The following is a 26,233-nucleotide window of genomic DNA, read 5'->3' as shown; positions in this document are numbered from 1 at the left end:
AAAGAAGTCCATATATTCTCTTCAGCGTGCGAACACATTCTCTCGACTATTGCTCAGAACCGACCGCTCACCCATGATGAAGCCCTTTTGATCGAGTACTACTGCGGGGAAGTCCTCTCTAAGATTGCCCCTCACCTGACCAAACCAAATAATCCTGTTAAGCAGTCGTAAGCCGCTCATACAATGACGACGGTCAGGTGTCCCTAACGTCAGCGCCTCCCGTATTGCGGCTCGGGGATTCACGATGGCACAGAACTGACCCGCTTGTGCTTACCCCGGCCACTCGTGTGTCCTTTCGTTTTGTTCTAGAGCACGAGGCGGTGGCGGCGCGATGGGGCGAGAGCCTGGCATAAACCTGGGTGCATGTGAGGCTAGAAGGATTCAGGACCTGTTGAATCACGGGAAAATTGTCGCCATCGATTGCCAACCAGGATGCGGCAGTGCATTGGAGATCGTGAGTCCGCACATCGTGCAAGCCGATCCGACCGGGGATGCTGCGCCAGGCATGCTCGAGGTTGGCGAGAGTGTACCCACTGGCGGGAAGAAGAAAATAATGGGCGACGCGACCATCCGCCCTATATGGAAATTGGGAAATGCTCGCCCTTCAAGTGACACAGGCGGGTACGGACAAGGCTCAAGGATAAGCCGACTAACTAGCCGTCCGTGCCAATCTTGGGTGTACTCGGCAACCACGGTATGCTAGTCGTGCTTGGCGGGTGTTTGAGTTTGGGGTTCGCATAAAAAATGTATTGATCCAACTTCTTCTTACTCTTTACTTTGGGAATTGGCTTGGGGTTGGACCTAGAGTGATTTTGAGTAGTAGGCATCAGGCACCTTTCTCCAGTGATGGGGGATGTTGGCAGCGATGTACGAGCAACAAATAAGCCAGTGATGAGCCACCCGAAAATGGAGAGAAGAGCACGTATTATGTGGTGTTTCTGTCGGAAGCAGTTCCAGAAGGTGAATCACATCGATTCACATAGAATATAATTGGATTCATTCCGCCTATGGTCGTACTTGTGAACCCCAAAGCAAGGAAAGGCTTATGGATTGATCCTCACCCCATGCCACCGTGAGAGTGGCGAAAATTGAGTAGAAGATGGCGTTGGCAGACTTAGAGCATTGATGCCTGTCCTAGCAGTTATAGTGCTGCAACCCAGGTTGACATCCCACTCGAATAGTCATAGGCTTCTTCACCTACAATCCACCCCACAACCTGCCGTCGGGTCCTGGAAGGCCCACCGCCGACACCTTGTGAGCACGCAGGTGTCCATGCGGCGTCTCCCTTGCTTTTCTCCCGCTTGCAAGAGAACTCCCCGAGTACATCCGTGCCTGCGACCGGCTCGTATGTTCTGCACTCTCCTCTGGCAATGGACCGGGAACAGCTTGTATCGAACCATTACACGCACGTCAGAAAGGAGTACTGCCTATGCTGCCCCCACCCCAAACACGTGTCTCCCTTGAACCGGCATCGTCACTGAAGGAGCGCACCGCGTGTACACACGGTCGTGCCGTGGATGAGGTTCGCTCACGAGGCGGGTCTAAGTCGGGCCTGCTGCGATGTCTGGAATGTCAGGCGACCTTTCCCGATCCGCAGGCCGCCGCCGAAGACCCTCGTTAAATACTTCCTGATACGTCTGATAAGGCGGCAGCATCAGCAGCAGGGTTCGTGAAACCTGCGAGGAGGAGGAGGTGCCTCATGCCTGCCAGTGGAATTCGCGGGACCCATGACATCCCATTAGGATCCCATCTCTGCTTGTTCTATCGACGGCCCCAAGACTTTCTCCATGTGACTGCATCCTTTCTGATGGCGGGTCTCGCCGACCACGAGTTGTGTGTCTGGATCATTCCACCGCCGATGAGCATCTTGGTAGCCCTTGACGAACTGTCCGATCACGGCCTCAATGGTCCGGCGCTGCAAGCTACCAAGCAGCTCCAGATCTCCTCTTCGGGAGACTGGTATGGTGAGAGCGCCTTCGATATCGATCATTCCCTAAAGCGGCTTGCTGCGTTACCTCCTAGAGCTCGTCAGCTCGGCTATGGAAGTGTGCGGGCCGTGGGTGGGCCGGGACGATTTACCTCAATCGAATCTCGCCAGGCCTTTATGCGCTTCGAGCGCCAAGCCACGACACTCATTGCGGCATCTCCCATGATCGCCTTGTGCTGCTATGCCTCAATTCAAAGTTTGGACACAAACATGATCGACATCATGAGGGCCCATCCACGGGCGTTGGTTCGCACAGAAGCAGGCTGGGCGAGCATTTGAGTTGAAGAGAGCACCTTAGGCCGGGGGAAATTTCCAGACCGAGATGCGTGGACTGGCAGATTCCGGCGCAGGCACACGGATGCGTGTCCTGAAGGCTTGCTTCATGAGTTCACTGTATTGGGGGGAAGTCCACGTCAGCGACCATTCCATGTGGGTGCGGGAGTACTGGCGGTCGTGCGTGATTTCGATCTTGACCCACGTCTCAATGCGATCGTCAGGGGGAGAGATTTTCAGAGCCAGGGGTTTGTCCGTGGACCAGTTCCCACGCACCCAGCCGCGTGGGGTGAGATGCCACTCAACATGAAATGTTTCAATCCTCATGCTGGATGGTCCCTAATATGCGGGGCTGGCTGACCCCACAGGACTCACGGCACAATTATTATACCAAATAGATAGGAATCAAAAGCAATACATTTCCCATGAGCCAATCCGCCTTTTCGTTGAGCCCCAATCCATTTCACGTATACTCCCTCAGGCTCCTTTTCAACTGAATGGTCATTGATGGGAGGGGGTAATGGACAACATCGTTCAGGTGAATCCAGATCTCTATATCAATATTACGGAGACGGTGAAGATCGAGGCGCATGGCAAGAGCTTCCGTATCTCAATCCGCAATGGCCAGGGGACTCTCACCGAGTATTATTGCCATCCCGAAGCCCCTGGCTATGAGAAACTCAAAAGTCTCTTAGCGAAAGCCAAATAAAGGGCGAGACTCTCTTGTGCGAGCGAGGAATCCCAAGGGATATCCATATTTGCCAACTCCACAGGGTAATTCAATACTGCGAAACATATGGAGACAAGAAGGAAACAATTAGGCGCGACGCTCATCCCTGTGGCGTTCATAGCATTCGCCAGCCTGCTTACGAGCTTGGTTAGGAGCGGTATAGAGGTCTAGCCTAAGATGGTGGGGGAATTTCCATGCGAGGCGGGATGACTTCTTCATGTTTTCTTGATCTGGGCGATTGCTTGCTCTACATCCAACGCAATGCGAGCCGCTGCTTTTGTAACGTCTTCCCTGTCCTCTACAATGTTCCGTGCTCGTCCCTTGATGGTGTTCAAGACTTCAATCAGACCGGTAATGGTTGTCCTGGCCTTTCGTAACTCGGCCTCGATGGACGACGGCATAACGTTCTCCTCTTGATGACAGGGTGGTCGTGTGGGAGCGGGCAGGACCTCCCGCAATGCCGCCCCCAGGAGATCCAGGGAAAAGGCCTTCTGAATAAAGGCCGTGGCGCCCTGGTTCAGCATCTCTTCCTCAACCTCTGCTGTGCTGCGTCCACTAAACACGACGACAGGGAGAGTGGGGTGCAATATCCGCAATTGCCGCAGGAGGCTGAGACCGTCTATTCCGGGCATGTTGAGGTCCAACACGACCGCATCAGGAGTTCGCTGGTGACATAACATTAACCCTGCCCCACCATTGTCTGCCCATGTAACTTCATAACCTCCTTCCTCTAGGACGGCCATGAGGAGCTCCCGGTCGCGGGCATCATCGTCGATGACTAAAATCTTCGTCATGTGTGCCGTCATCCGATCAAACAACCTATGATCTCAGTGAAGGAAGCGACGATCCATCATTTTCTGCTTTCTACCAGGCTGCTTCCAGCAGTGGGCAAGACTTTCCTCGGAGTAAAAACTGCTACTCCTATGCTAGTTACCGATACCCCTCCTTTTTGCCCTGGTGTTGCAACCCCAATATGGGACCCAAGACCATAATGGTGACTGAAGCCCTGCAGCATGGTTAAGTTCCACACGTGCTCACCCTGCAACCTTCCCCCTTGACATCGTCTCCTCATCAGCTCAAACTGCTCCTCTGCTCTAACCCACATCTGACGACGGCCTCTTGGAAGGCCCGACCGCCGACTTTTGTGAGAAAGGCGGTCGCGCAATGATACCTCTCCGAAAAGAAGTTAAGGACTATTCCCGCACTTGCGAGCACCTCATTGCTGCATCGGTATTGATCGATTCCACTCCGTTTACTCAAGACGAGATTGATTGGATCGCGTACTACGCGACGGAGATGACCAACCTCGCTGACCAGCTCGTGCGGGGTTCCAAAACTCAGATCCTCCACGACCGGGACACGTTACAAGCCTTTGCCATTGCCTCCGAGGCCTTGTTCCTCACGGATGGCCTTTCGGAAGGCGAAAAAGACAGCATCCGCCAATCGATCTCCGGTGTCACCACACAGATTTTGGATGAACAGGAATATCCCGCCTTAGAGCGGTAATTCACGCAGTTGAACGCGATGGTTACGGGGGCCTGACCTCGAAAGGTAACCCCATGCCTGCCAGTGGAATTCGTGGGACCCATGACATCCCGTTGGGATCGCATCTGTGTATGTTTTATCGGCAGCCGACCGAATTGTTACAGGTCACAGCAGCTTTTCTGAGCGCAGGACTTGCCGAAGCTGAGTTGTGTCTCTGGATTCTTCCCCCACCGTTGACCATCCCCTTAGTGCTTGATGAACTGTCCACCCACGACCTGAACGGTCCGGTGTTGCAAGCCACAAAGCAGCTGTTCATTTCGTCTGCGGAGGACTGGTATGGTGTTGGCACCTTCGATGTGGATGATTCCCTGGATCGGCTGGCCGACTTACCGGCTCTGGCTAGTCAGCTCGGCTATGGAAGTGTGCGGGCCGTGGGTGGGCCGGGACGATTTACCTCAATCGAATCTCGCCAGGCCTTTATGCGCTTCGAGCGCCAAGCCACGACACTCATTGCGGCATCTCCCATGATCGCCTTGTGCTGTTATGCCTCAATCCAGAGCATAGCAACAGACATGTTCGATATCATGAGAGCCCATCCACAGGCGTTGGTTCGCACACAAGCAGGCTGGGCCAGCATCTAACGTCACGGTGAGGGAACGCCCGACTCACGTTCACTGGGCCTAGCTCTCGCCTCTCGCAGTTGAAAGCCATCTTGTGTTACGTAATTCCCCACCTAGGGACAATATGAGTGGTGAAAGAATCGCGAGACGATCAACATGGAGTCATGATAGCCAGAACTCATTACTCAAGCGATCAGATCATTGCGGAGAGAGGCGAGCAGATCTATGCGGAACGGTTCCAAGCCGAATACGAACAACACTATAGTGGACAGTATGTCGTCATCGATATTCTGACGAAAAGCGCATACGTGGCGGCCTTCCAGGAAGAGGCGATCAATAAAGCCAAGGCAATTGCTCCGAATGGTCTGTTTCATCTTGTGCGAATTCACACCCCTACCCTCTTCGAGCGATGTATCTAGTCTTATTCCAGAGTTCGCGCAAGCTCAGCCGGTAGTCCTCTCCGCAGCCACTCGTTCGTGAGAGCCGTTGAATGTCCCCCTCAACGCCGGAGGGGGTAGTTTGCATTCGGTTCCCCGCAGGCCTGCCAATTCATCACATCCGAGTGCAAGACTCACGGATTCGACTGAATAGCTGAATCATGTGCATTCTTGACCATTCTCTGTTTGAAGGCAGGTTTATTGTCCTCCTAGCCTCAGAAAATACAGTTCGCCACAATGAAGAAGACGTTCTTCTCAGGAGCTACGCAGTACGATTCTCCAATAAGGAGCATCATATAAGACATTTAGAGTGCCCGAATGGTCACATATGGCATTTCATCTATGGTGCGAGCAGGTCGATTCTCTGCGATTGCTCAAAGTTGGACATATCAGCTCCTGCGTCCTCCATTGCTTGTCTCCCGTGAACCGGGGAACCCACCAGCACACAAAGGCCACTAAACGTCCGATCCTATACGTATGGGTGGATGTTCGTTCGAACCGTCCTCAACGCACGTGTATAAAGGTCGCACGATCTCTTTGCTCATTCGCCTAGCCAATGACGGAGCATGGCATTGTCAATCTCTGTACGTTGAATTGTCGCCAATTAAATCGGTCTGCATCTCGGCTTATCCTTCGGGTTCTTTCGCGACAGACCAAGCGGCCGAAGCAGCCGCTCTGCTGAAAGCGAGAAGACTCATTGATACCCAGGATTCAATGGATTCAGTACCGGCAGATTGATTGCCGACTAATCACCTCCATTCACGTGATGTCCTCCATCATTTGGCTGATACTGTGCCCCCTTGAAAACTATTACACTAGAGACGCTCCTTCATCAGAGTGTGCGGCGCTATGGACCCATAGAGGGCATCCCAATGACCATGACGGCGAAATACTGTCCCAGCTGTCGAAATGAGGTGACATCAATGCTTCCCAGGACTGATGATGAGCGACAGTTCTACTGGGCCAGCCTCCGCAAGCAGGGTGCGGTCGTTCACGCGGGGACCTGTGACAGATGTGGTCGCCAGGACATTCTCACTTATTATCGCCTACCAGACTGATACAGGGGCTCTACGTTGACCTCTCCCGCCGTGCCTTCTGCCTATTTGACCCCCAGCCCGTCACCCTGCATTTTGTCCTGGTGTTGCAAATGGAATATGGGACCCAAGCTTGAACCACGGCAGGGTATGCCGATCATGCCGGTAGAGAACGCTAACGGAAAATCTAAAGGAATGGAACGGAATGATCACCCCGGTTTAGTCAAGTGAGGCGCGATCTTGGACAGGATTTCCACACAGTAGTATTCAATCATGAGGGCCTCATCCTTCGTGAGTGGGCGATTCTGGGCGATAGCGGCGAGAATGTGTTCACAGGCCACAGAGAATGTTTTCACTTCTTGTGCAAGTTGCATCGAAGCCCCCTTTCCAGTGGTCTTGGGGGTGAATTATGCCAGACTCATCGGGAGACCGATAGGAGTTGCGCAACCAAGGCGAGCCTTTGGCCGACAAGCAAGGACTGACTAGTCGTCCCCGCCAATCCTGTGATTGAGGGGCAACCATGGGATGCGGCTGGTGTCTGGGATCTTGAGTGCGAACTTTCGCTCAAAAGGAGAATTGAAGCTCTTTGCCTTCGGACGGCTCTTCCGTTTCTGGATGGTGTTGGAACGTGACTTGGAGTGCTTTGGGGACGGCATTGGTCATTTTATCAAATACTGCATCCCGGTTGACCATCAGAAGTTTCTCGTATGGTGGATATGCGTACATTGCCCTCTCAAATATTTCTAGGTAACATAGCGCCACGGACCAGATCACAAAAAGTCGATTGAGGACACGAACAAACGCTCAAACGATCCAAGCTAACGTGTTGAATCATTCCGATCCGGAAGTGTCGGCGCTTAAAGTGAGGCCCATTCAAGTTGGTCTTTTACTCTATCTTCAGCTAAACCCCGGCACCCACTGTCGTCAATGCGCGAGGGTCTTTGGTGTTCTAGAACCATACATGAGCTACGTGATCAGGAGCCTTCAGCAGAACCGCTTGATCCGAAAGCAGCGCTCTCCTCAGGATGACCGCTATGTGTTACTCACATTGACCCGGAAAGGCATGAATCTGGTAAGACGCATCAGGGCACAACTCAAGACTGGAGCTACGGGCAAGGTTTCCCTCTCACGATGTCCGCGACCATCTGAATAGACCGCTTCAAGTATCAGGGACAGCTTGGTAGTTGATAATAGGTAAGCATCTGCTTTCGCCCACAGTTTTTCGCATAGTCCCCCTTGCGTGACCGCACATGGTCTGCGGATAGTGGCTCAGTAAATCACGGAGGAGTCCAGCGAATGGAATTAAATTTAATGGACTTGGATGGAAGTTGAAGTACTAGGAGAACACCTTGTTCGACAACAAATACGAGGGCATTAGAGCATCTCCACCAGTGCCTGAATGGTGGTGGGCGCATTGCCCTCTGAGCGATTGTTCACAAGCACATAAGCCGGTTTAGAGAGCTTGACCGATTGTTGAATGAGTGCAACCGCATCCTTTCGCATCTGGGGTAGCTCACCCACAATCTTGTTATACGGCTCTGCCCGTTTCTTGGCTGCCTCGTAGCTCATCTTGAGGGGTGTGAGGAGCCTCAGGACGGTGAAGGGAGCCGTGAAGCTTCCTTCCATGCGCATGTGTTGCTCTGCCAACGACGGCATGTAACACCAGTGATTATAGACATGGGCCACCCCATGGCGCTCTAAGACTTGGCGGTAGGCAGGACCGAGCAAGCCCGCCTTGCGGATCTCAACAGCGTATTTAAACTCCTTCGGGAGTTGGGTAAAGAACGCATCCAGCCGGGTATAGAACTCCTCCGCAGGAAATCCATTCCTCTGAAACTCGAATAGGAACGGCCCTGTATGCTCATGGAACTGTGCCTCTCGAAATGGCGTCAGGACCAGGTCCTTAAATAGCCTGGCATCAAGGAAATGAGGATTGACCTTCCCTGCTCGTAGGCCATAGCGTGGAAGCTGAGTAAATGACGGTACCGTGATGTCTTCCCAAACCTTAAAACACATTTCAAAGTCTTCCGGGATCTGGTTGAGATAGTAACGGAGTTGGTTGGCAGCTGGTGCCCGGTAGAAGGAGGAGTCGTTACCGACGGTGCGGAAAAGAGGTTCACCGTGATAAAGATATTGGCAATACTCACTCAGACATTCTCGGGCAAACGCTGTCTTGGCGTACTGCCTCAGGTACACCTGACCTTGCCAGCCTTCATAGGTCCAAGTAGAGGTCCCGAAGCGAATGAGCGGGGAGAGGGGCATGCGTGGGTGATCCTACCTCAGCAGCCCATTCCGAGTAGAGCGAGCAGACTTCTTCTCGAAGCGGCCCCGAAGGTGCAATACTCCCATACCACCCTTTGGCGCACTCCGGCACCGTGCCCTCGGATCTCTGAAAGTGCCTGTTTTTGGTAGGCGTTCTGTTCACGATTATGCGTGGTATCGGGTATGGGGTGAGGTATCGTCGGCATGGTTTTTACATTTGGGACCACGGGGAGCGGCTTCAGCCTTAATGCCTGGCAGCCGTCGCGTTCCTTGTTCGTGTAGAGAATACTGCCGTCTGCTTGAGGACACGCCCATACTGTTTCAGGCTTTTCCGCTGTCTCGGCAAAGGCCGGAGCGAGTGAAAAGACTGCCACCATCGCTACTGAGAGAAGAGATCCAGAGATCCGCGTCATACACACCTCAAGCACAGATGACGGTCTGGTCGTTCGCTCGTGATACTGAAACTTTACGCAAACCGGCTCGTGTGGTCAATGCCTCTTGGATGGGAACGGTTCGGCGGGGCGCTGGGTTCCCTCTAAACCTTCGGAACATGCTTCGATGTGATGGATGCTTAAGTGACGAAGGGCTTGATATTTGTTTCCCATTCCTCTGCAGGTGGCGCCACTGGAGCATTCGTGCTCATTCGATCGCATCACCTAGCGCCAATCATCGGCGTGACCGTCTATCGATCAAGCGCATATCTCGAATGAGACCGCCAAAGGGATAAATTCTCGCTTCCGCCCATGTGCCAAGCCGAGAGTAATGGTCTGTTATTGGGCTGATACTATACGAGACCGCCTGCTCACGTGCCTCAGCTTCGTCACGTGCGGGGTAGGAGTAACGGGAACCGTATTGATACTCAATCACGGTGTGTAATGTTGGATGCATGCCGAGGTAGTTGCTGCCTCTGGCAAATAGAATAACCATATAGCCGAGAGCAGGTCGCTTGTAGTACTGGATCTTCTTCATGCTACCAATGGTTACAGTGCTTGTAACCACGGTCAATATGGGAGAAGTGAGGAAGCAATAGGCCTACGTGATCTCCTTGCGCTTCCACATACAAGTCTAAAAAGTGAAACACTTCTTAGCATACCTTCTGCAAAGAGAAAATTACGAACGTATAGCGCAGGTCATATTCCTTCCAGTGGACAACCTTTTCTGGGGAGCTCAGGTTAATAGGAGACATGAGGGAAAAACCATATCGGGCAGCCACTTCAAGGCCATGGGCAATCTCATCCTTCGTGAATATGTGGATAGGGACACCGAATGCCTCCTGGCCCTTGGTATCAATTGGCGTCTCGTAGTAGTCAGTCGACGTGATAAGGATTCCTCCCGCTCTGATGATCCGAGACATCTCACTGAAATAGGCATCGAGGTTCACCCCATGTTCAATGACACTGAGACAAGTAACAGCATCAAGAGACCCTCTAGAGAACTTAGTATTAGTTATGTCTGAATACTCGTAGACGATCGGCCCTCTTCGAGTCTTCTTATCGAAGGCTAGATTTCCCGCCGTAAGATTCATGTACCCATACAGGGAAAGCCACGGCAGTATGCTTTCTTGCACCTCTTTGGCAGATTTCAGTACTGTACACATCCACGGGGCATCCGGATACCCATGTGGACCACTCACTCCACAATCTCGCTTCATGAGAAATCTAGATCCAGAGCCGGTTTGCTCTAAGGCCCAGCGGGCTAGGCGTTTCATGGTCTAACAAGCATTGTTTCTATCCTCTTCAGAAGTTTGTCTAAATCTGGAATTGACTAGCTAACAAGGTGCTTCCCTTTTAACCAGGCCGGCGATAGAGTGCTGCTTGCTGGCCCAATCAACGGGGAGGACCCAATGGAACCGAGAACGTCTGGAGCCAACTCAAGCGATCTGTAGCCTGGGACTCTGCAGAATCTCCTGTAAGGGCGATCCGATTATGCTTGAGGGGGCCGCTACCATCCTCGTCCTCTAAAAACGTCTCTCAGAACCGGTGTAACTACCAGGTGGTGCAAACCCACCCCCATCCATGCCACTCAAATCCTTGACGCTCGGATCGCCCGACGATCTACGGTCCCACCAAGGACCGGACGAAGAAGTATCACCCTTAGCGCCAGGATGAATATCGAATGATGGCCCCAGAGAATCGCTATAGGATCTCATGCCCGTGCCACTGGACTTGTCTCCAGAAGATCCTTTGAATGCCTCACCGTCGTAACTGGAAACATGGCTTTTAGCTGAGAAATCCTCAATTTTCTGCACTTTGTGAATGAAGGAATTTTGAGCGCCCGAGCTTTCTGCAGAGTAAGGCAGTCCCTTGGGTGACACTAAGACCGGCGCGGCTAACCAGACACTTGTCAAAAGCAGACATATAGTTAGATTCTTGTTTTTCATCGCATCACTCCTTAGAATTTGTCGAACCACAGCACCTGGACTTGAAGGCCCGAGTTTTCTTCAGATTTCCAGGGCAATCACTTGCCCATTGACATTGTGCTCTGAACAGACAAGCTTGAGTACTCAGAATTCCCCTGGCCGGACTGGGTCATGAGGCCCTTCCCCCCCGAAGGGCCCCTGACGGTACATAGCCTGCCTTTTCTCCTGATGCTGCGAATCCAATATGGGACCCTTTCCTCATGCCGGTGGGGGGTGAGCCGATAAATGGTGCGGATGCATCAGGTAAAGGGTTTATAGATAAAATCCCTACCCTCTGCGACCGTGGGAAAGGAGGACTAAGGACAATCAAGTGGCTTGGTGACACCTTTATAATCATTTGATTCAGTCGGCAAGTGTATTTATGGAAAAACAAGTTGTGCCCACCTCTTTACAATTAGATGAGGTCTGCACGGCAGCCTACTGCCTAAAAATTGAGCAAAGTGCACGACAAGCACTCTCCGTGGAGATTCTCTCTCACGCCCCCCCAGAACCTAGGGATCGAGACGAGGTTGTCGTTGGCTTGAATGTCTCGCTGATCAAAAAGAATTCTTCTCAACACTCTCCCGGCAATGCCCCACGCGCCAATTTCCTGGCAAAGGCACTCATCCAGATAAGTACAGGAGACCAGACTCAACCTTGGCCATCATGGATGTTCTTTTCTCATCCGAATGACGAGGAGTCCAATGAGAACCACGACGACCATTCCACCAGCGATCGCGAGAGCTCGGTGAACGGTGGCGGACGCCTGCGCCCATGTGTCCCCTAACCCATAGCCCAATCCGAGAAACGTCGCTGACCATAGGAGTGCTCCCGTATAGGCGAAGGGCATAAAGATCGCCAACGGCAACTTCGATGATCCCGCCACCAGGGCCACAAGATGTCGAACCCCCGGCACAAAGTAGCCAAAGATGAGGGCATATTTCCCCCACCGCCTATACCAAGCGTTGACTGTATCCAAGTCGTCAGGCGCGATTCTCAGTCTCTGGCCCACCCTACGGACGACATACAGCCCCACACAACGACCGATGCCATAGCTGATGGTGATTCCGCAGATGCTTCCGAGAAACGCAGCGGCCATTGTTGGCATCGGCCCGAGCTGATCCTTGGAAATGAGATACCCGGAAAAGGTGAGCAAGGTTTCATCGGGAATTGGCAATCCCACGATGCCCAGCATGAGCAGGAAGAAGAGGGCTGGATAGCCGTATACTGAGATCCAGTTTAATAGCGCATCCATGGCGTCGCCTATCGCGACTGACAATGACACGACGCTGGCTCGTTCGTCTCAACGCTACTCGTACGCCATGCACTCACGAGCAGATACCCAACGATCACGATATTGATACAGAGCGAGAGAAGCTTCAGCGCGGTCACCTCGTGGAGCAGGCTATACAGTTGCCACGGGATGAACGAACCCACCACGACGACCGAGAGATAGGTGGCCCAGGGCTTTGAGAACCAGAGCCCTCCCCCTTGTGCAAACGCGAGTCCGCCATAGACAAAGAAGCCAATACTGGATGCCTCCAGCATTTCATTCGTCACTGGCAGGATGGTGGTCAGGAGCCAATGAATGAAGCGATTCTCAGGGTCCACGCGAACGACATGAAGCCACTCCTTGACCACAAGCAGTTGATTCTGATCTACGAGAATTAACCCGCCAACTCCAACGGCAATCAACAGCAATCCTTGAACCAAATAATAGATAGCGAGCAGTTTCAGAAACCATGGAGAAGACTGCTTCACGAGAAGGCCATTCCCAATACCTCAACAGAGCAGGTTCGTCGAAGAAGCTGCTCCCGCCTTTCATTACTTAAAATGACCACCCTCTTACTTTCCGCCTCCTCCCGAGCCGCCAGATGATCCCATACCACCACCCGACCCCATGCTTCCCCCCGATCCGATACTGCCAGTGCCAGACCCTGGTCCGGAGCCGCCAGGTACTCTCGGACTAGCTCCACTTGAATCAGGCACTCCCAGAGGTGACTCCTTCCCTTGTCCTGGTCTTGCAGGGCGTCCTTCCCCCATCGGACCCGACGGTGTACTATCGTGGTGCCGATTTTGGTTCATCGAGTTCCCCGATTCCCCTGACTTTCCGGGCCCACTTCCCATACCCGGGGAACCGCCGGGAGAAGTTCCACCGCCTAGCTGTGCCTGTACAGTCCCTCCAGTGAACAGTAAAAGTATACTTACCATCACGATATGTGCACGCATGTTACGGATCTTCATGTCGGCTTCTCCTTGTTTGTGAGGTGTTTCGGATGAATGCCTCGCTCGTGGGAGTGATCAGTGGCTCATTGCTTGATCCGTCAGGAAAGAGATGGCGTGTTTTTGCTCATTATATTTAGCAATAACATTGTCTCCCAAATCGGGGCTCATCATAATGTCCTTCCTTGTGGTCGTCTTATCGACATGAAGAACGACCACCTGACCGGTGTCGTTATCCTTCACTCCCACATGCCACGTCTGTGCAGCCTTCGCGTCCGGATTCACACTCATGACCTTCCCTTTAATGATGTTGCCCGTCTGCACATTCGGTTTGTCATAGACCTCCCGGTCTACGGAGAGTGCGAGCGTGGAGAAACCTGCGCACAACAGAACTGTCAGCAATGTCGTTCCTATCATCTTGGACACATTTCGCATGTTTGACCCTCCTTTGTTGGTTGACTTCTGCGAAGATCCAGCAAACTCTTTCTGTCTATTCTTATAACGATACACTCCTCTCACCTCCATACCACCCGGGACATCCCTCAAGCCAATAAGGCGATTGCCCAGTACTCCAGGTCTCTATCCAATGCAAGACTCAGTCATAATTCACCGCTGACATGGGAGGTTTTATGAAAACAGCACTACTCTCAATACTGACAGTCGGACTATTGAGCTCTGGAATCGGTCTGCCTTGCGCAGCCGATGCCATGGCTGAGAAAGAAGCCAGCCCAACCATCAAAGAGCGTCTGACGAAAGATACGATCCTCGGAACCTTAATGAAAAAAGAAGGTGAGTATTATTTCATCCAGACCGATAGTGGACTGCACAAAATCCACGTCGACAAGACTACGAAGCTGGATGCGGTAAAGACAGGGGACGTGGTCAAGGCCTATGTCACGGAGCAAGGCCATGCGACGACGCTGCAACGTGACAATTGACTCATCGCACCGGACTACAGTTGAGTACGGAGTGAGTATGGAGGACGAACATGCCACAGTATGGAAAGCGTGCTCAGAAGTCAGTGAAAGGAGCGATGCAGAAGCGAAAACAAGGCAGGCTCAAAGCGGGAAGAGCGGCAAACGGGTGACCAGTCGAAAACAAGCCATCGCGATCGGCTTGTCCGAAGCACGACGCCAAGGGGCCAAAGTTCCTCGCAAGAAAGCTTCCTGACTGGTACGTCCAGACGAGAAGAATGGATCGTCTTTTAGATGGGTGTCGAACCAGGACCCAGATGGCAACGCACAAGAGGGGGCATTCATGCTTACGACATCTTCCACATTGACTCCACAACAACACAAATGTGCCGATGCGGGTTTGCCTGCGCGCATATTTGCAACAATTGTTCCGATGAGATGATTGGCATGCATGATCACGGAGGCCAGAAAGATCATGAGACCATGGCGAAATGCATCCGCCTGTGTCGAGAGTGTGCTGAGATCTGTCTCGTAACAGCACAATGGGTCAGTCGCGCGAGTGTTTGGTCTGAACAAATCACCCGCTTATGCGCGGACGTTTGCGATCAATGTGCGGAGGCCTGCGAGCGACATGCCCCTCAGCATGCGTTATGTGGCCCTTGCGCTGAGGAATGTCGCCGTTGTGCAAGCACGTGTCGCGCATTGGCGGGTTCACCTGTGGGCAAATGAGCGGTGAGGTCATGCCGTGGTTTTGTTATCAATCGCTCGCTCGGCAAGGAGCACAATTTGGGCGGCCTCCGTCAGCGTATTGCTGTTTCCATCAATGAGACTCTGTGCTCGGCGTTTGATCTCGACCAAGGCTTCGACCTGGTCATGGATGGTCGTCCGAAGTTCCTCCTCAAGGTTGTACTCCATGATAACTTCCTTTCGGCATCACGAATGCCAGTTCGAGACAGGAGTGGTTCTTAGAAATGAGTCATTCAGTGGGTCGGCTCTAGAAGCCCGGCCCATTCACCCTCCTGTGCAGCACATTTGATTCCTAAATCCAGATACCTCGCCCGCAAGCTCCCGTTCTTCAGCTTCCATATTTGCACAATGACGGGCTTGTCAGCCGCATGTCGCCGATACCAATACAGCCCTGGCGTCGTCGGCCTTTCCCCCTTCCAGCTCAGTTCACGTGTGCGCTTCGGAGGGGGTGGTTCATGCATCACCTGGCAATAGATCGATTCGGCGTCCTCACGAGAGATGCCATAGATCCTCGTCACCATTTTCAAGGTTTGTGCCTTCAGCTTCTCTCGGCTCGTGTCGGATAGGTCATCGTCTTTCATTGTGGCTGCGGCTCCTTCATGACGCAAACACTCTTCTGCGCACTCGTCGTTCTTCGGCTCACTTCGTGTGGCTCGCACCGTCACCCTTCGATGAGCTTGACACTCGTCACGCCTCTCGTTAACTAGTCGTTTCCCGCAATGCCCTTTCCTAGTATCACACCCGCTCAAAGCCTCTTACACTGCCTAGTACAAGTTCACTATAGGGCAACCTTCTATGAGCCTGTTTACACGTGCCGATATAAATCACCACATCACAAAGGAGGCCAGATGAAATCCATCCTGATTGTAGCCGTTGCTATAGGGGCCTGCGCCCTTCTATCCGCTTGTTCCTTGGCGCAACGGTACATGCCCGGGGCAACCATGTCTGATGCGGACGTGCTCGGCGTGTTCAATTCGATCAACCGCAGTGAAGTGGATGCCGGACAACTGGCACGCGAACGAGCCTCTTCCGAGGAGGTGCGTGCGTACGCCTCACGCATGGTGAAGGAACACGACGCCAAGCTGCAGGAAACCAGCCAATTGGCTCAGCGGATCCGAATGGAGCCCCACCAAACGGCGCTGGCCGCGAGTGTGGACAACACCCATCACAAGGCGATGGCAAATCTCCGCGAGAAGAAGGGGCCGCATTTCGATAAGGCGTACATGAAATACCAAATCAAAATGCATGAGCAATCGGTGGACCTCGTCAAAGACATGGCTGATGCCGTGAATGACCGGCAATTCCACCGGTTTCTCCAAGAAATACGGCCGGAATTGCAGAGCCATTTAGCCTCCGCTCAAACGATCCAGCGGCACGTACGAAATCAATAATAACTGTTGGGTGAACCAAAAGGAGGACACGATGACCAGCCAAGCGCCCGTCACATCCGGGGTGATTGAGATGTTGAAAGAGGACCATGAAAAGGTGAAAGGGCTCTTCGAAGAGTTCGAGTCAGCCGAAGGGAAGCAGCAAGCGGACATTGCCGCCACCGCCATCATGGAGCTGGAGGTGCATGCCGACTTGGAGGAGAAGCTCATTTACCCGGCGATCCGCAGAGCCATTGACGACGACGAGAAGATGAACGAGGCGATCGAGGAACACCATCTCGTTCACGTTCTGATTAAGGAACTCAAGAAGCTCAAGCCTATGAATGAAATCTTTCAGGCCAAGTTCAAAGTCCTGGGCGAGCTCGTCAAGCACCATATCGAAGAAGAAGAGGGCGAAATGTTGCCCAGAGCTCAGGAAGGCAATATTGATTGGGAAGCCTTAGAAGCAGCGGTCATGAAGCGCAAGGAAACCGTGGTGAACAAGTATACAAAGGCCAAGCAGCCCTTTTCTAAATCCTAACGATTTAGGCCCCTTGTTGATTTTCCTGACGTCGCTCTATTGAAGTAGCAGCGGGCTGCTTAGAGGCGAAGGGGGTTGCTCAAGTCTTCTGTACTTGAACAATCCCCCTTCACAATCAGACACGTAATACCGAGCCAGCGCCTATTCCTTGCACTTCGACCATCGAACATCTTGTCAACAATTGTTATCGCGCATGGACTGGTGCTGTTGTGGCGAAACGTATGTCTCACTCCTCTCAATGTTTCCTAGGAACCGTGGACAAATCGGGCTGTTCCGCGACCGCTGCCTGCAGGGCAATCAACATGGTTTGCGGCGAATTGTCCCCCGCTTGAACCAGAGATCGATAGTGGGCCTGAACTAATGAGAAGAATCCGAGTTGACGATCAGGAGGTACGCCTAACAACGTGGCCAGCGAGGCGAGATGCTCCCCAGATCCCTGCGCCATCTCCTGTGAGAGATTGTCATAGTTGACGCTTGCAAATACCGTTGCCCTATCCTCTTTGACGATCATGCCATTGTTCGTGCAGCCTGATGTGCCACTCGTAATCGCAAAGGGTTGAGTCGGCACATTCAACGTGGATCCGAAGTGCTGGAGAAGAATCGACTTCGGTTCTGTCGTAAACACCATTTTCCCAAACCCGCAACCGGGGCCATCTCCCCAAGCCGCAAGACCGGTCCCAGGTTGCACACTGATCAGAGCTGAAGCTAAAACAAGACTCGCCATTGTGATCTTCATGGTTCCTCCTGGTTGAGGGGCCTATCGACCCGCCTAGGTGTCACCACTGGAGCATTTGGGGATCTGCATCCTTTGTTCTCACCTGACATTCCCCCGCCAGCCACCGGTTTCTTGTCCTCGCGTTTCGATAAACTCTTTGAATCGTTTCAAGTCCCCTTCCACGCGTGAAGACACTACTCCCACCGCATCACCCGTTTTCTCGACCACGCCCTGGGGCTCATACTCGATGCGCAGGTTGATCTTCGACTTCCCTTCGGTCACAGGGGAAAAGATGACGATCCCTTCGTTCTTCGCCCCCTGTTGACTTCGCCAGGCGATCCGTTGATCAGGCACCTGCTCGGTGATCACGGCATCCCATTCTTCCTGCTTTCCGCCAATACTGGCTTTCCAGTGCAGATGTTTGTCGTCGATCTGTCGGACTTGCTCGACCCCCTCCATGAACCGAGGAAAGTCTTCAAACTGGGTCCATTGATTGTAGGCCGTCCGAACCGGAACATTGAGGTCAATGGATTTCTCTATAACGGACATGATAAAAGCCTCCTTATGATGTGGTTTTGTTAAGACAGATGCCAACAGTGTCTTACTCAACCTATGGCAGTTCTTCCAAGCGGCATACTGGTAAAACGCATAGTGGCACGCTGGAAAAGGAAGCGAGGGTTCCTGCACAGGAGAGATGCTCTTAGGATGTTACCTGAAGCGTGCACATTGAAGCAGAGTCGTTAATAGGATGTCACAACTGATTCAACGGAAAGTCCCAGGTTTTAAGACTTGGATTCTCAGATTCTGGTGAGAGTGTACGGATAGTGGACCGTAAGGCAGTTCGTTCTTCCTCATTGTGCTCCGGTGACGCCCACGTCAGCGTCCATTCCTTGTGCGCTTTTGCGAACTGCATATCATATGTGGTTTCCGTGGTTACCCACGTTTCAACTCGATCAGCCGGTGGGGGCGTCCTGGATTCAAGCGGTTCGTTGGCAGACCAGTCTCCCCGAACCCATCCTCTGGGTGTCAAGTGCCATTGGAAATGGACGATATCTTTGCTCATTTATCAGCTTGACGTGATGGCCTAGTGGAACACATGAGACTTGTCCTGATGGGTACAGGTGTCGCTTAGGTCGCAATCCCGAATGAGGGATTGCAAGTCCTGAAGCGCTTGAAGATAACCAGCCCGCCAAAACCCGCCTTCGGTTATGTCCACATCGAGATGGAGTTCTTTGTGCATGGCATACGGACCATGGACTCGCATCCACTCCTCTAGTGCGGCGGCGTACTCTTCTAAGATAAAGTTGAGGCCACTCTCCTTCTCGCTCATCTTTCTAGGCTATCCTCTCCATCGTCCTCACTATGCTGCACGTATTACAATGCTGACCGCCCCGGCTCACGGACCATGTGTTGTGTTTGTTTGGCCAATTCCTGAGCCGACCGACTGACATCCTTCATCCTCTCCTGTCCTTCTCGTGCATAGTCCTGGGCCGACTCGCCAACATCACGGAGGACCTCTTCTCCCTTGTCATAATATTCCTTACCGCGTTCCACCGCGGCATCCCATGTCTCTTCCGCCTTCTCCAGTAAATCGTCCTTTGCGCGATCGGCATAGTCGCGCAACCTGCCCCGCAACTCTGGGCCCGTTTGAGGCGCAAATAGCAGGGCCACCCCGGCCCCAATCAATGCGCCAGCCACAAAAGCGGACCATCCTGTCACCTCCCCCTCATCGTCATGATTTCTGTTTCTATCGCGCATCTTCCGATCCTCCTTCTGTGTTAAGCATGAACCAAAAGTGTGATGCCGATGCTTCCTCCTAGTGCGGTGTTACCTTTCCACTCTGTGCATCGGCTCAACACAATCATAGCGAAACTCCACCGAGTTCCGTGCTGGACAATATGCCAAGCAGATAATTGAGACCAAAGTCAGCCGAGCCCTACCAAGAAGGGCCTCAGATCAATTAAACCGGTCCCATCAAGAGGAGGATCAAGATCACCAGCGCAGCGAGGCCAAATCCTCCACTGGGGTAGTAGCCCCAATTCGCACTATAGGGCCAGGTCGGCAGGGCCCCTATAAAGATCAGCACGAAAATGACTAATAGGATGGTAACCATGAGATACCTCCTTTTTGTTGACGCTGAAACACACCCTCGGAGAATCTACCCGCCTCACCGATCTCTCAAGGCGACACGCCTACTTTCCGCCGCCTCCCGACCCATCCGATGATCCTTTCCCACCGCCATATCCTGCACCGCCCGAAGAGCCTGTACTGCCCGTTGAACCGGTGCTCCCGATTCCCGCCTCCGTGCCAAAGTCGCTCCCCACTGCCGGTCCTACCCCAGGGTTGGTCGCGCCTGCATCTTGCCGGTTGCCTGATCCTCGCAGAGTTGCTTCGCCCGTCCTGCCTCCTACATCGGAAGGCATGCCTTGCGGCTTCGGTTCACGCCGAACCTTGTCGATCTCCTCCATATAGGTGGAAACGTCCGGAGACTTGTCTTTAGCCTGTGCCGCGTTGGTCGAAGGTTGCAGTTCCTCTTTCGTGGCATTGAGGGTCAGCTGTCCACCGGTGACCTTGAATTGGCTCCATTTCAGAGGTAATTGGTGTTGGGTGCCATCGACTTGGAGTACCGCGTATTCGATCTTGCCGGTCTTGGTATCCTTCATCAGCTTTTCGATGGTTCCCAGCGTCTCGCCTTTGGAGTTTTTGACCACCTGATCAAGCGCGATACCCTTGTCATCAACTAAGGCCCCTCGTGGGACTGGAACCACATCATATTCCTCAACCAGCCCTGGTTGTCCGCCTGTCATGTCCGTCGCTTGTTTCTCCACCGACGGTTTCGAGGACGTAGGTTTCTGTTCCCCTTCAGCGAACACCCAATTCGGTAGCACCAGCCACACAAGTCCCACCATGATAGGAAGGGATACTCCACATATCTTCATGTGCAGGCGTTCTGTACAGCGGCTTTTCATGTTGGGCCTCCTTCTCGTCTGTTGGCCGACCTGCAGCTCGATATTTCTTGCTTGATCGTAGCCAAGAACACGGCGGGTCCATACTCGGAAAACACATAGCCCCCTCGTGAATGAGGGAACTTACCAGCACACGACGCTAACCAGACGACGAATCATATCGACATAGCTTGCCGACCGGCCCTGCGGCCATGTATGAACTTAGAGGGCGCACTATCTCTCTTTTCAATAATCAAACAGCTGATCGAACGTCTCCCTCTCGAGTAGCGACCGACTTCGCATCTTTGGGGCTGCAAACAGCGTTCGAGGTTTCGGATCCTCTCAGGCACACGTATAAATTTGCCTACACAATTGGGGTGCTTCTCTGCAAAACTTTCCGAGCTTTACCCAAAAAGAAAGCTCCGTCCTCTTTCAAGAACGGAGCTTAGCGAACAGCGCAATATTTCCATCATGTCTTCGATAGCGTTTCCGTTCCCGGTTCACGATGTTTCGACTGTGCTGTTCTGATACTAGACTAACGCTTCCAGGTCTCAGTGGGTTCTGGGAGATCCCCTAATCTCCCATATACCCCTCCAATCGATTTGTTCCGCAGGACATAGTCCCATCGATACTTACACAACATAAGATTACCCACATCTAGTTTCACGTCCTATGGCTCTCAGCCTTGCCACCGTCACGACCTCTAGTCGCTGGGCTCGTACCCCTAAGGGCTTTTCTAGTACGAAGCCCCATCAAAGTCCGCCATGATGAGCCCTGTCATGGAGGTTGTTCTACCGCACCCCCATTGCATTGTCTCTTACATCTCACCATGAGGAGGGCGCTATGTCTCATCCTATCGCATCGATCGTATGGGGGCTTGCTGTGGTCATCCTTTCAACTTCCTGGGCCCTAGCTGCTCCCGACGTTCCCCCACTAACCACCGAAGGCTTCCTGCAAACCTCCGCCGCTGGGCAGCAGCAGCACATCGACTTGGGTCAGATCGCTACACAGAAAGCCGAGAGTGAGCAAGTCAAACAGTTCGGCGCTCAGATGGTGGCCGACCACCAGAAGGCTCGGAAAGAGGTTGAGCGCCTGGCGGCGAAGGGAGGACTGCAGCTCGTAAACCAGCCGAGCGACTCGCTGACAGGGATGAAAGCTGAGCTCGATGCCGCATCAGGCAAGGGGTTTGATCGGGCCTATATCACCCTGATGTTGCGGGAACATGCGAAGGAAATGAAGGAGCTCGAAAAACGTGCAGGCCAGGAGAAGAATCAAGAGGTTCGGCAATGGGTGGCCGACGCCGTACCCGTGGTGAAAGACCACCTCGCCCAGGCGAAAACCATCGCGTCTTCTCTGGGTGTCCCCGAAGAACACCTCGAACAATAGCCGGTGCCATAATGGGTCTCTTGGTCACGCTTCTGAAGCTAGGAGGAACAACATGAGGAAACGATCTGCATTGTGGAGGTGGCATAATCTGATCATGAGTGCACTGGTTGCCGTGATCGTGGTCATGACCGATTCAACGGTTGAGGCCCGGAACAAAACGGGGGTGCTCAAAGCCAGCGATGTGATTGGAATGAAAGTTGAGGGCACGGATGGGAAGAGTTTAGGAACCATAAAGGATCTGGTCCTGGAGCCCGCCGAAGGGGATATTCAATATGCCGTCTTGGATTTTGGAGGGTTCCTCGGCATTAAGGATAAATATTTCGTGGTTCCCTGGGAGGCGATCACGTTCAATGCCAACGGTAAAAAGATTGTATTGGATGTCAGCAAAAGGGATCTCAAAAAGGCACCGGGATTTGACAAGAAGCATTGGCCTGATTTTAGCGACCAACAGCAGGAAGTACTGATTTATGAGTTTTACGAAATTCCTTTCGCACGGCCGGGGAATCAGGAGAAGAAATAGAAAGGGCGTACGGAAGCTTCTATAGATCGATCTTGTCAATCGACAGCGTGCAAACTCAGAGGGCAAGCGCAGTTTCCTTGGAGCGTCCTCTCATGATGGCGGCTCCAAGGGCCCAGCCCATTGGCCATTCCATGTCACCCATCTCGTTCCTTGGTCCAAATCTCTGGCCCTCAATGCTCCAGTTTCAAGCTTCGACACCTCCACAATGAACGGTGTGTCCCCCACATGTTTCCGGTACCAATACAATCCCGCTCTCCATGGATGCCCGGAGATCCAGGCGAGGTTCCTATAGCGCTGCGAGGACGGCTCATTCATGACCTGCTGATAGATAGCTTCTGCCTCTTCGCTGGATATGCCAAAGACAACGGTCATGGCTGCAAAGCATTTCGCCTTCAGCTCCTCGGGACTCCGGCCGGATAGGTCATCGTCGTTCATTGAACGGCTCCTCTCTCGGCAGAAACGTTTCTGCGCTTGCTCGATGCACTTCTTCGGCTTCCGTTCGTGCGGATTTTATAACTAGTCTAAGTCCGTTCCCGAAGCTGCGCAAGCACCAGCTAGTAGACATGCTCATCTGGGGTGGTGCGAGAGCCGGGATTGGCCCAATCTTGGTTTCTTTTTATAGCGGGCTTCCTTTTTTTTGGCGTCTACATTGTCATCCACACGACAATCGGGAATGTAGGGTTTTTTCTCGCCCTCAGACCTGCTCCGTCCTATGATCGGAGCGGGACGATTGCGCATGGACATTCAGAGGGAGAGGACAGCCCCTGTGGGTTCGCCAACGATCTTAGTGGTGGATGACGAACGGTCGATTCTCAATCTCTGCAAGGTTCTTCTAGAAGGGGCAGGCTTTACCGTGCTGGAGGCCGACGGCAGTTCCGAGGCGCTCAAAATCTGCACGCAGCATCGAGGCCCGATCGACCTGTTGCTTGCCGATTTGGTCTTACCGCCCCCGGGCTTTCAACTCGCGTCAAGATCCACCCTATTCCCACACGTCCACGGGCATGAACTGGCTGTGCGTGCCACCATGATCCGGAGTGACCTCCGCATCATCCTGATGTCGGGGAATCCCGATCAAGAACTGGCCATTCATGGGATCAAGCGGGGCACGCTGCCGTTTTTGGCCAAGCCGTTCGAGGGTGACCGCCTGATTGGGCTCGTGCACACCGTTCTGGCACAGCCTGCGCCGACCTTGGCGGTCAAACATCAGGCCGGCGACGCCAACGAGACCGCCTGGTACGGGTGAGCCCGTAGGCGTGGAGTGGGCATCCCATAATCCAAGAGGAGATTTGTCACCAGTAGGAGAGGTCATGGAATCAGGACCTCTATCTCAACATTGTGGAAGCGGTGAAGATCGAAGCGCATGGGAAGAGCTTTCGTATCTCGATCCGGAACGGCACTGGCTCCCTCACGGAATACTATTGCCATCCCGAGGCACCGGGGTATAACAAATTGAAAGAACTCCTACTAAAGGCAAAGTGACCCACTTGCCCACCGATTTGTCTCATCTCATCAGGCACACCACCACCGCGGTACTAGGGTACTCGCCAGCTCAACAAGGTAAGTAACGCCGATCATCTCTAGGGAAGATACCGAGTTCGCTATGTGCGAGGTGAGATTCGGTCACCCTGGAGGCGCAAGCGTCATCGGGCGGCCACGATGATCGATCGGGACAGCTGGTCTTCGGGAGCTATGGAGGAAGGGGGGCAGAACAAGCGGCTTCGGTTAGTGTTCGGTTTTTCGGACCTCGAGGCACTCCAGTATTTCGGTGTGAATGATGGGGGTGCCTAGCACGGCCTCCCTCTGTGCGTCTTGGCACCGCGCTTTATCGGCCAGTTGCTCATATAATAATCGCATCTTGTCCAGGTCTTTCTGGGAGAGTTTTTCAAGGTCCAACATGGCATTGTGAGCACCTTTGGTTGAACGGATCACCTCATCCAGCTTGAGTTGAATCGCCGCGCTGTCCCGATTCTGGGTGTTCTGGATCAAGAAGACCATGAGGAACGTCACAATGGTCGTGCCCGTATTAATCACCAATTGCCAGGTGTCGCTGAAATGAAAAAACGGGCCGGTAATCGCCCAGAGAGCGACAACCCCCAGAGCCATGCCGAACGCGCCAGCGGTACCGAGTAAGCGAGCGCAACCATTCGCCAGTTGATTAAATAAATTCGGTTGTTTGCCAAGGGGTGCAGAAATTTCCATATTCTGGATATTGTGTCTTGAGTGGGACGGCATAGGTACTAGGCAACGCCCTTGGTAAAGAACGGCTCATGTGTAATGACCTTGCTGAACCGTCGTGAGCCCGGGAAAGCGGCGCCCGGGGCAGCTGCCGCCCACTGGATGAGGTAGCGTGTCTCATTGCTCTCAGCTTTCGGCTGCCATAGCTCTTTTCCGCTCACGCGGGGGCGGGTTGTAGCTTTAAATACCTCACTGTTAACGCCTCAGCTTCGATGTAGATACGAGTGATGTCAGGGTAGTGCTGCCTGATTTGTTTTTCAATCCGATCGACCGCCGCCGTCACTTCTTCCGCCGAAATACCTGCACGAAACTGCACATCGAGGGCCAGCAACACTTCGTGTGGTCCGAAGTACATTGTTAACGGGCGCTTCGTCAGTTCCACAGCCGGATCGGATTTGGCCATTCTCTGAATTCTCTCTAGCGCGTCACGGCTTACCCCCTCACCGATCAGCAGTCGTTTACACTGAGACGCCAACACGATAGCTGCCCCCGCCAGTAAGACCCCAATGGCCATCGAGGCACTACCATCGAAGTATGGATTCTCAAACCATCCTGCGAGGAAGATGCCGAGAAAGGCGATGACAATGCCAAGAAGGGCGACAGAGTCTTCCAGTAAGACGGTGTAGGTGGTCGGGTCTTTACTGGCTTGTATCGTCTGAAATACCCCACGCCCATTTCGCTCACCCCGAAAGACCTTCCATGCCACGGACCACGAAATGGCCTCAAAGACGAAGGCGAAGGCCAAAACTACATAGTTCCATGTGCCATCCCCTAGGGGATTGGGATGGAGGATGTGAAGAATGCCCTCATAGAACGACATGCCGCCACCAACGGCAAAGATCAAGATCGCGACGATCAGAGCCCAAAAGTACAATTCCTTGCCATGCCCAAAAGGATGCTCTTCATCGGCCGGTTTCCTGCTCATTCGTAACCCGTGTAAGAGGAGCCCACCGTTCCCGGTATCCACAAGTGAATGGATGCCCTCCGCTAGCATCGCGGAGCTTCCTGTCATGGCACTGGCGATGAATTTCGTCGCGGCTATCCCAAGATTTCCAGCGATCGCGGCAAATACGGCGGTGTGTTTTTTTGTCAGATCCATACGTCTTCCTTATGCACCAGGTCTACAATTTGACTCGATATGATTCGTTGGAGAGTTTGTCCTATGGAATTCCTTGACGAGAATGAAAACCACGTGATGTTCTTTCTTTGCCTACCCTAGCCACCATCCTGTCCGAGAGTGGACGAAAGAAATCCGAAATCAAAGGGAACATCATGTCTTCCGGCAAAATGCTTCCCAGCATGAAGAGCCGGGTCTCCCGGTCATATCGAAACTTGTTGCGGGACCCTTTCGGCGTTTGGATAATCGGCCGACAAATGCGTTTGCAGTATCGAGGTGAAGGGGCAAACAACTTAA

At 53.0% G+C, this 26,233-nt stretch carries 34 protein-coding genes and 1 pseudogene; 14 read left to right on the top strand and 21 right to left on the bottom strand.

Features of this window, described 5'->3' with window-relative positions:
* Nucleotides 1–1,699 precede the first annotated feature (1,699 nt).
* Nucleotides 1,700–2,266, top strand: a complete 567-nt coding sequence (locus tag H8K03_20360) for an MEDS domain-containing protein (protein ID UVT20099.1) — start codon at nucleotides 1,700–1,702, stop codon at nucleotides 2,264–2,266.
* Nucleotides 2,267–2,281: 15 nt separating this feature from the next.
* Here H8K03_20360 and H8K03_20355 read toward each other — a convergent pair whose 3' ends face one another.
* Nucleotides 2,282–2,587 (bottom strand): hypothetical protein, encoded by a 306-nt coding sequence (locus tag H8K03_20355; protein UVT20098.1) that lies wholly within the window; start codon nucleotides 2,585–2,587, stop codon nucleotides 2,282–2,284.
* 193 nt (nucleotides 2,588–2,780) lie between these two features.
* On the opposite strand from H8K03_20355, the gene H8K03_20350 reads away from it, so the two are divergent.
* The gene (locus tag H8K03_20350) at nucleotides 2,781–2,969 is read left to right on the top strand and encodes a hypothetical protein (protein UVT20097.1); all 189 of its coding nucleotides are present in this window, start codon (nucleotides 2,781–2,783) and stop codon (nucleotides 2,967–2,969) included.
* Nucleotides 2,970–3,205: 236 nt separating this feature from the next.
* On the opposite strand, the gene H8K03_20345 is transcribed toward H8K03_20350, so the two are convergent.
* Nucleotides 3,206–3,784 carry a response regulator gene (locus tag H8K03_20345; protein ID UVT20096.1) on the bottom strand — a complete coding sequence of 193 codons (579 nt, stop codon included), beginning with the start codon at nucleotides 3,782–3,784 and terminating at the stop codon, nucleotides 3,206–3,208.
* A 370-nt stretch (nucleotides 3,785–4,154) separates the two neighbouring features.
* Here H8K03_20345 and H8K03_20340 point away from each other — a divergent pair, with 370 nt between their 5' ends.
* The 3 genes from H8K03_20340 (at nucleotide 4,155) to H8K03_20330 (ending at nucleotide 5,514) form a co-directional block, all read left to right on the top strand.
* Nucleotides 4,155–4,496, top strand: coding sequence for a hypothetical protein (locus tag H8K03_20340; protein UVT20095.1), 342 nt, complete (start codon nucleotides 4,155–4,157; stop codon nucleotides 4,494–4,496).
* Nucleotides 4,497–4,549: 53 nt separating this feature from the next.
* Nucleotides 4,550–5,116: an MEDS domain-containing protein gene (locus tag H8K03_20335; protein UVT20094.1), complete on the top strand. Its 567-nt coding sequence runs from the start codon at nucleotides 4,550–4,552 to the stop codon at nucleotides 5,114–5,116.
* Between the two features lie 143 nt (nucleotides 5,117–5,259).
* Entirely contained in the window at nucleotides 5,260–5,514 is a 255-nt protein-coding gene (locus H8K03_20330; GenBank protein ID UVT20093.1) for a hypothetical protein, read from the top strand.
* 1,261 nt (nucleotides 5,515–6,775) lie between these two features.
* Here H8K03_20330 and H8K03_20325 read toward each other — a convergent pair.
* On the bottom strand, nucleotides 6,776–6,940 hold the full coding sequence (locus H8K03_20325) for a hypothetical protein (GenBank protein ID UVT20092.1): 165 nt from the start codon (nucleotides 6,938–6,940) through the stop codon (nucleotides 6,776–6,778).
* Nucleotides 6,941–7,527: 587 nt separating this feature from the next.
* On the opposite strand from H8K03_20325, the gene H8K03_20320 reads away from it, so the two are divergent.
* A complete protein-coding gene (locus H8K03_20320) occupies nucleotides 7,528–7,719 on the top strand; it encodes a winged helix DNA-binding protein (GenBank protein ID UVT20091.1) in 192 nt (63 codons plus the stop codon).
* Between the two features lie 221 nt (nucleotides 7,720–7,940).
* Here the strand turns inward: H8K03_20320 and H8K03_20315 are convergent, their stop codons facing one another.
* From H8K03_20315 to H8K03_20285, 7 genes are all read right to left on the bottom strand, one after another.
* Nucleotides 7,941–8,828 (bottom strand): DUF72 domain-containing protein, encoded by an 888-nt coding sequence (locus tag H8K03_20315; GenBank protein UVT20090.1) that lies wholly within the window; start codon nucleotides 8,826–8,828, stop codon nucleotides 7,941–7,943.
* Nucleotides 8,829–8,845: 17 nt separating this feature from the next.
* Nucleotides 8,846–9,241 (bottom strand): hypothetical protein, encoded by a 396-nt coding sequence (locus H8K03_20310; GenBank protein UVT20089.1) that lies wholly within the window; start codon nucleotides 9,239–9,241, stop codon nucleotides 8,846–8,848.
* A 671-nt stretch (nucleotides 9,242–9,912) separates the two neighbouring features.
* Nucleotides 9,913–10,425 carry a methyltransferase domain-containing protein gene (locus tag H8K03_20305; GenBank protein UVT20088.1) on the bottom strand — a complete coding sequence of 171 codons (513 nt, stop codon included), beginning with the start codon at nucleotides 10,423–10,425 and terminating at the stop codon, nucleotides 9,913–9,915.
* A 360-nt stretch (nucleotides 10,426–10,785) separates the two neighbouring features.
* Nucleotides 10,786–11,208, bottom strand: a complete 423-nt coding sequence (locus H8K03_20300) for a hypothetical protein (GenBank protein UVT20087.1) — start codon at nucleotides 11,206–11,208, stop codon at nucleotides 10,786–10,788.
* Between the two features lie 682 nt (nucleotides 11,209–11,890).
* Nucleotides 11,891–12,481, bottom strand: a complete 591-nt coding sequence (locus H8K03_20295; protein ID UVT20086.1) for a DedA family protein — start codon at nucleotides 12,479–12,481, stop codon at nucleotides 11,891–11,893.
* An 8-nt stretch (nucleotides 12,482–12,489) separates the two neighbouring features.
* Complete coding sequence (locus H8K03_20290; protein UVT20085.1) at nucleotides 12,490–12,987, bottom strand: DUF2127 domain-containing protein; 498 nt, start codon at nucleotides 12,985–12,987, stop codon at nucleotides 12,490–12,492.
* A gap of 540 nt (nucleotides 12,988–13,527) precedes the next feature.
* The gene (locus H8K03_20285) at nucleotides 13,528–13,884 is read right to left on the bottom strand and encodes a hypothetical protein (GenBank protein UVT20084.1); all 357 of its coding nucleotides are present in this window, start codon (nucleotides 13,882–13,884) and stop codon (nucleotides 13,528–13,530) included.
* Nucleotides 13,885–14,078: 194 nt separating this feature from the next.
* On the opposite strand from H8K03_20285, the gene H8K03_20280 reads away from it, so the two are divergent.
* From H8K03_20280 to H8K03_20270, 3 genes and pseudogenes are all read left to right on the top strand, one after another.
* Nucleotides 14,079–14,387 (top strand): hypothetical protein, encoded by a 309-nt coding sequence (locus H8K03_20280; protein ID UVT20083.1) that lies wholly within the window; start codon nucleotides 14,079–14,081, stop codon nucleotides 14,385–14,387.
* 50 nt (nucleotides 14,388–14,437) lie between these two features.
* Nucleotides 14,438–14,619: pseudogene (locus H8K03_20275) on the top strand (hypothetical protein).
* A 191-nt stretch (nucleotides 14,620–14,810) separates the two neighbouring features.
* Nucleotides 14,811–15,092: a four-helix bundle copper-binding protein gene (locus tag H8K03_20270; GenBank protein ID UVT20082.1), complete on the top strand. Its 282-nt coding sequence runs from the start codon at nucleotides 14,811–14,813 to the stop codon at nucleotides 15,090–15,092.
* Nucleotides 15,093–15,101: 9 nt separating this feature from the next.
* On the opposite strand, the gene H8K03_20265 is transcribed toward H8K03_20270, so the two are convergent.
* Together H8K03_20265 and H8K03_20260 are read right to left on the bottom strand one after the other, a co-directional pair.
* Nucleotides 15,102–15,278 carry a hypothetical protein gene (locus tag H8K03_20265; protein UVT20081.1) on the bottom strand — a complete coding sequence of 59 codons (177 nt, stop codon included), beginning with the start codon at nucleotides 15,276–15,278 and terminating at the stop codon, nucleotides 15,102–15,104.
* A 65-nt stretch (nucleotides 15,279–15,343) separates the two neighbouring features.
* A complete protein-coding gene (locus H8K03_20260) occupies nucleotides 15,344–15,691 on the bottom strand; it encodes a hypothetical protein (protein ID UVT20080.1) in 348 nt (115 codons plus the stop codon).
* A 267-nt stretch (nucleotides 15,692–15,958) separates the two neighbouring features.
* Here H8K03_20260 and H8K03_20255 point away from each other — a divergent pair, with 267 nt between their 5' ends.
* Both H8K03_20255 and H8K03_20250 read left to right on the top strand, forming a co-directional pair.
* Nucleotides 15,959–16,501: a DUF4142 domain-containing protein gene (locus H8K03_20255; protein UVT20079.1), complete on the top strand. Its 543-nt coding sequence runs from the start codon at nucleotides 15,959–15,961 to the stop codon at nucleotides 16,499–16,501.
* Between the two features lie 31 nt (nucleotides 16,502–16,532).
* Nucleotides 16,533–17,018, top strand: coding sequence for a hemerythrin domain-containing protein (locus tag H8K03_20250; protein UVT20078.1), 486 nt, complete (start codon nucleotides 16,533–16,535; stop codon nucleotides 17,016–17,018).
* A 235-nt stretch (nucleotides 17,019–17,253) separates the two neighbouring features.
* On the opposite strand, the gene H8K03_20245 is transcribed toward H8K03_20250, so the two are convergent.
* The 6 genes from H8K03_20245 to H8K03_20220 all read right to left on the bottom strand — a co-directional run bounded on the left by H8K03_20245 (nucleotide 17,254) and on the right by H8K03_20220 (nucleotide 20,702).
* Nucleotides 17,254–17,754: a DUF3015 family protein gene (locus tag H8K03_20245; protein UVT20077.1), complete on the bottom strand. Its 501-nt coding sequence runs from the start codon at nucleotides 17,752–17,754 to the stop codon at nucleotides 17,254–17,256.
* A gap of 78 nt (nucleotides 17,755–17,832) precedes the next feature.
* Nucleotides 17,833–18,282, bottom strand: coding sequence for an SRPBCC family protein (locus H8K03_20240; protein ID UVT20076.1), 450 nt, complete (start codon nucleotides 18,280–18,282; stop codon nucleotides 17,833–17,835).
* A 535-nt stretch (nucleotides 18,283–18,817) separates the two neighbouring features.
* Nucleotides 18,818–19,063 carry a hypothetical protein gene (locus H8K03_20235; GenBank protein ID UVT20075.1) on the bottom strand — a complete coding sequence of 82 codons (246 nt, stop codon included), beginning with the start codon at nucleotides 19,061–19,063 and terminating at the stop codon, nucleotides 18,818–18,820.
* Nucleotides 19,064–19,107: 44 nt separating this feature from the next.
* Nucleotides 19,108–19,491, bottom strand: a complete 384-nt coding sequence (locus tag H8K03_20230; protein ID UVT20074.1) for a YtxH domain-containing protein — start codon at nucleotides 19,489–19,491, stop codon at nucleotides 19,108–19,110.
* A gap of 202 nt (nucleotides 19,492–19,693) precedes the next feature.
* Complete coding sequence (locus tag H8K03_20225; GenBank protein ID UVT20073.1) at nucleotides 19,694–19,846, bottom strand: DUF3309 domain-containing protein; 153 nt, start codon at nucleotides 19,844–19,846, stop codon at nucleotides 19,694–19,696.
* A gap of 79 nt (nucleotides 19,847–19,925) precedes the next feature.
* Nucleotides 19,926–20,702: a PRC-barrel domain-containing protein gene (locus tag H8K03_20220; protein UVT20072.1), complete on the bottom strand. Its 777-nt coding sequence runs from the start codon at nucleotides 20,700–20,702 to the stop codon at nucleotides 19,926–19,928.
* Nucleotides 20,703–21,521: 819 nt separating this feature from the next.
* Here H8K03_20220 and H8K03_20215 point away from each other — a divergent pair.
* Nucleotides 21,522–22,064 (top strand): DUF4142 domain-containing protein, encoded by a 543-nt coding sequence (locus H8K03_20215; GenBank protein UVT20071.1) that lies wholly within the window; start codon nucleotides 21,522–21,524, stop codon nucleotides 22,062–22,064.
* 52 nt (nucleotides 22,065–22,116) lie between these two features.
* Entirely contained in the window at nucleotides 22,117–22,584 is a 468-nt protein-coding gene (locus H8K03_20210; protein ID UVT20070.1) for a PRC-barrel domain-containing protein, read from the top strand.
* Between the two features lie 90 nt (nucleotides 22,585–22,674).
* Here H8K03_20210 and H8K03_20205 read toward each other — a convergent pair whose 3' ends face one another.
* On the bottom strand, nucleotides 22,675–23,019 hold the full coding sequence (locus H8K03_20205; GenBank protein ID UVT20069.1) for a hypothetical protein: 345 nt from the start codon (nucleotides 23,017–23,019) through the stop codon (nucleotides 22,675–22,677).
* Nucleotides 23,020–23,350: 331 nt separating this feature from the next.
* Here H8K03_20205 and H8K03_20200 point away from each other — a divergent pair, with 331 nt between their 5' ends.
* Nucleotides 23,351–23,827 carry a response regulator gene (locus tag H8K03_20200; GenBank protein UVT20068.1) on the top strand — a complete coding sequence of 159 codons (477 nt, stop codon included), beginning with the start codon at nucleotides 23,351–23,353 and terminating at the stop codon, nucleotides 23,825–23,827.
* Nucleotides 23,828–24,306: 479 nt separating this feature from the next.
* Here the strand turns inward: H8K03_20200 and H8K03_20195 are convergent, their stop codons facing one another.
* Both H8K03_20195 and H8K03_20190 read right to left on the bottom strand, forming a co-directional pair.
* Nucleotides 24,307–24,783: a low affinity iron permease family protein gene (locus H8K03_20195; protein ID UVT20067.1), complete on the bottom strand. Its 477-nt coding sequence runs from the start codon at nucleotides 24,781–24,783 to the stop codon at nucleotides 24,307–24,309.
* Between the two features lie 193 nt (nucleotides 24,784–24,976).
* Complete coding sequence (locus tag H8K03_20190; protein UVT20066.1) at nucleotides 24,977–25,918, bottom strand: cation transporter; 942 nt, start codon at nucleotides 25,916–25,918, stop codon at nucleotides 24,977–24,979.
* Between the last annotated feature and the right edge of the window lie 315 nt (nucleotides 25,919–26,233).

The sequence above is a fragment of the Nitrospira sp. genome (assembly GCA_024760545.1).
In the GTDB taxonomy this organism is placed as follows: Bacteria; Nitrospirota; Nitrospiria; order Nitrospirales; family Nitrospiraceae; genus Nitrospira_D.
This window is presented reverse-complemented; position numbering and strand designations above follow the sequence as displayed.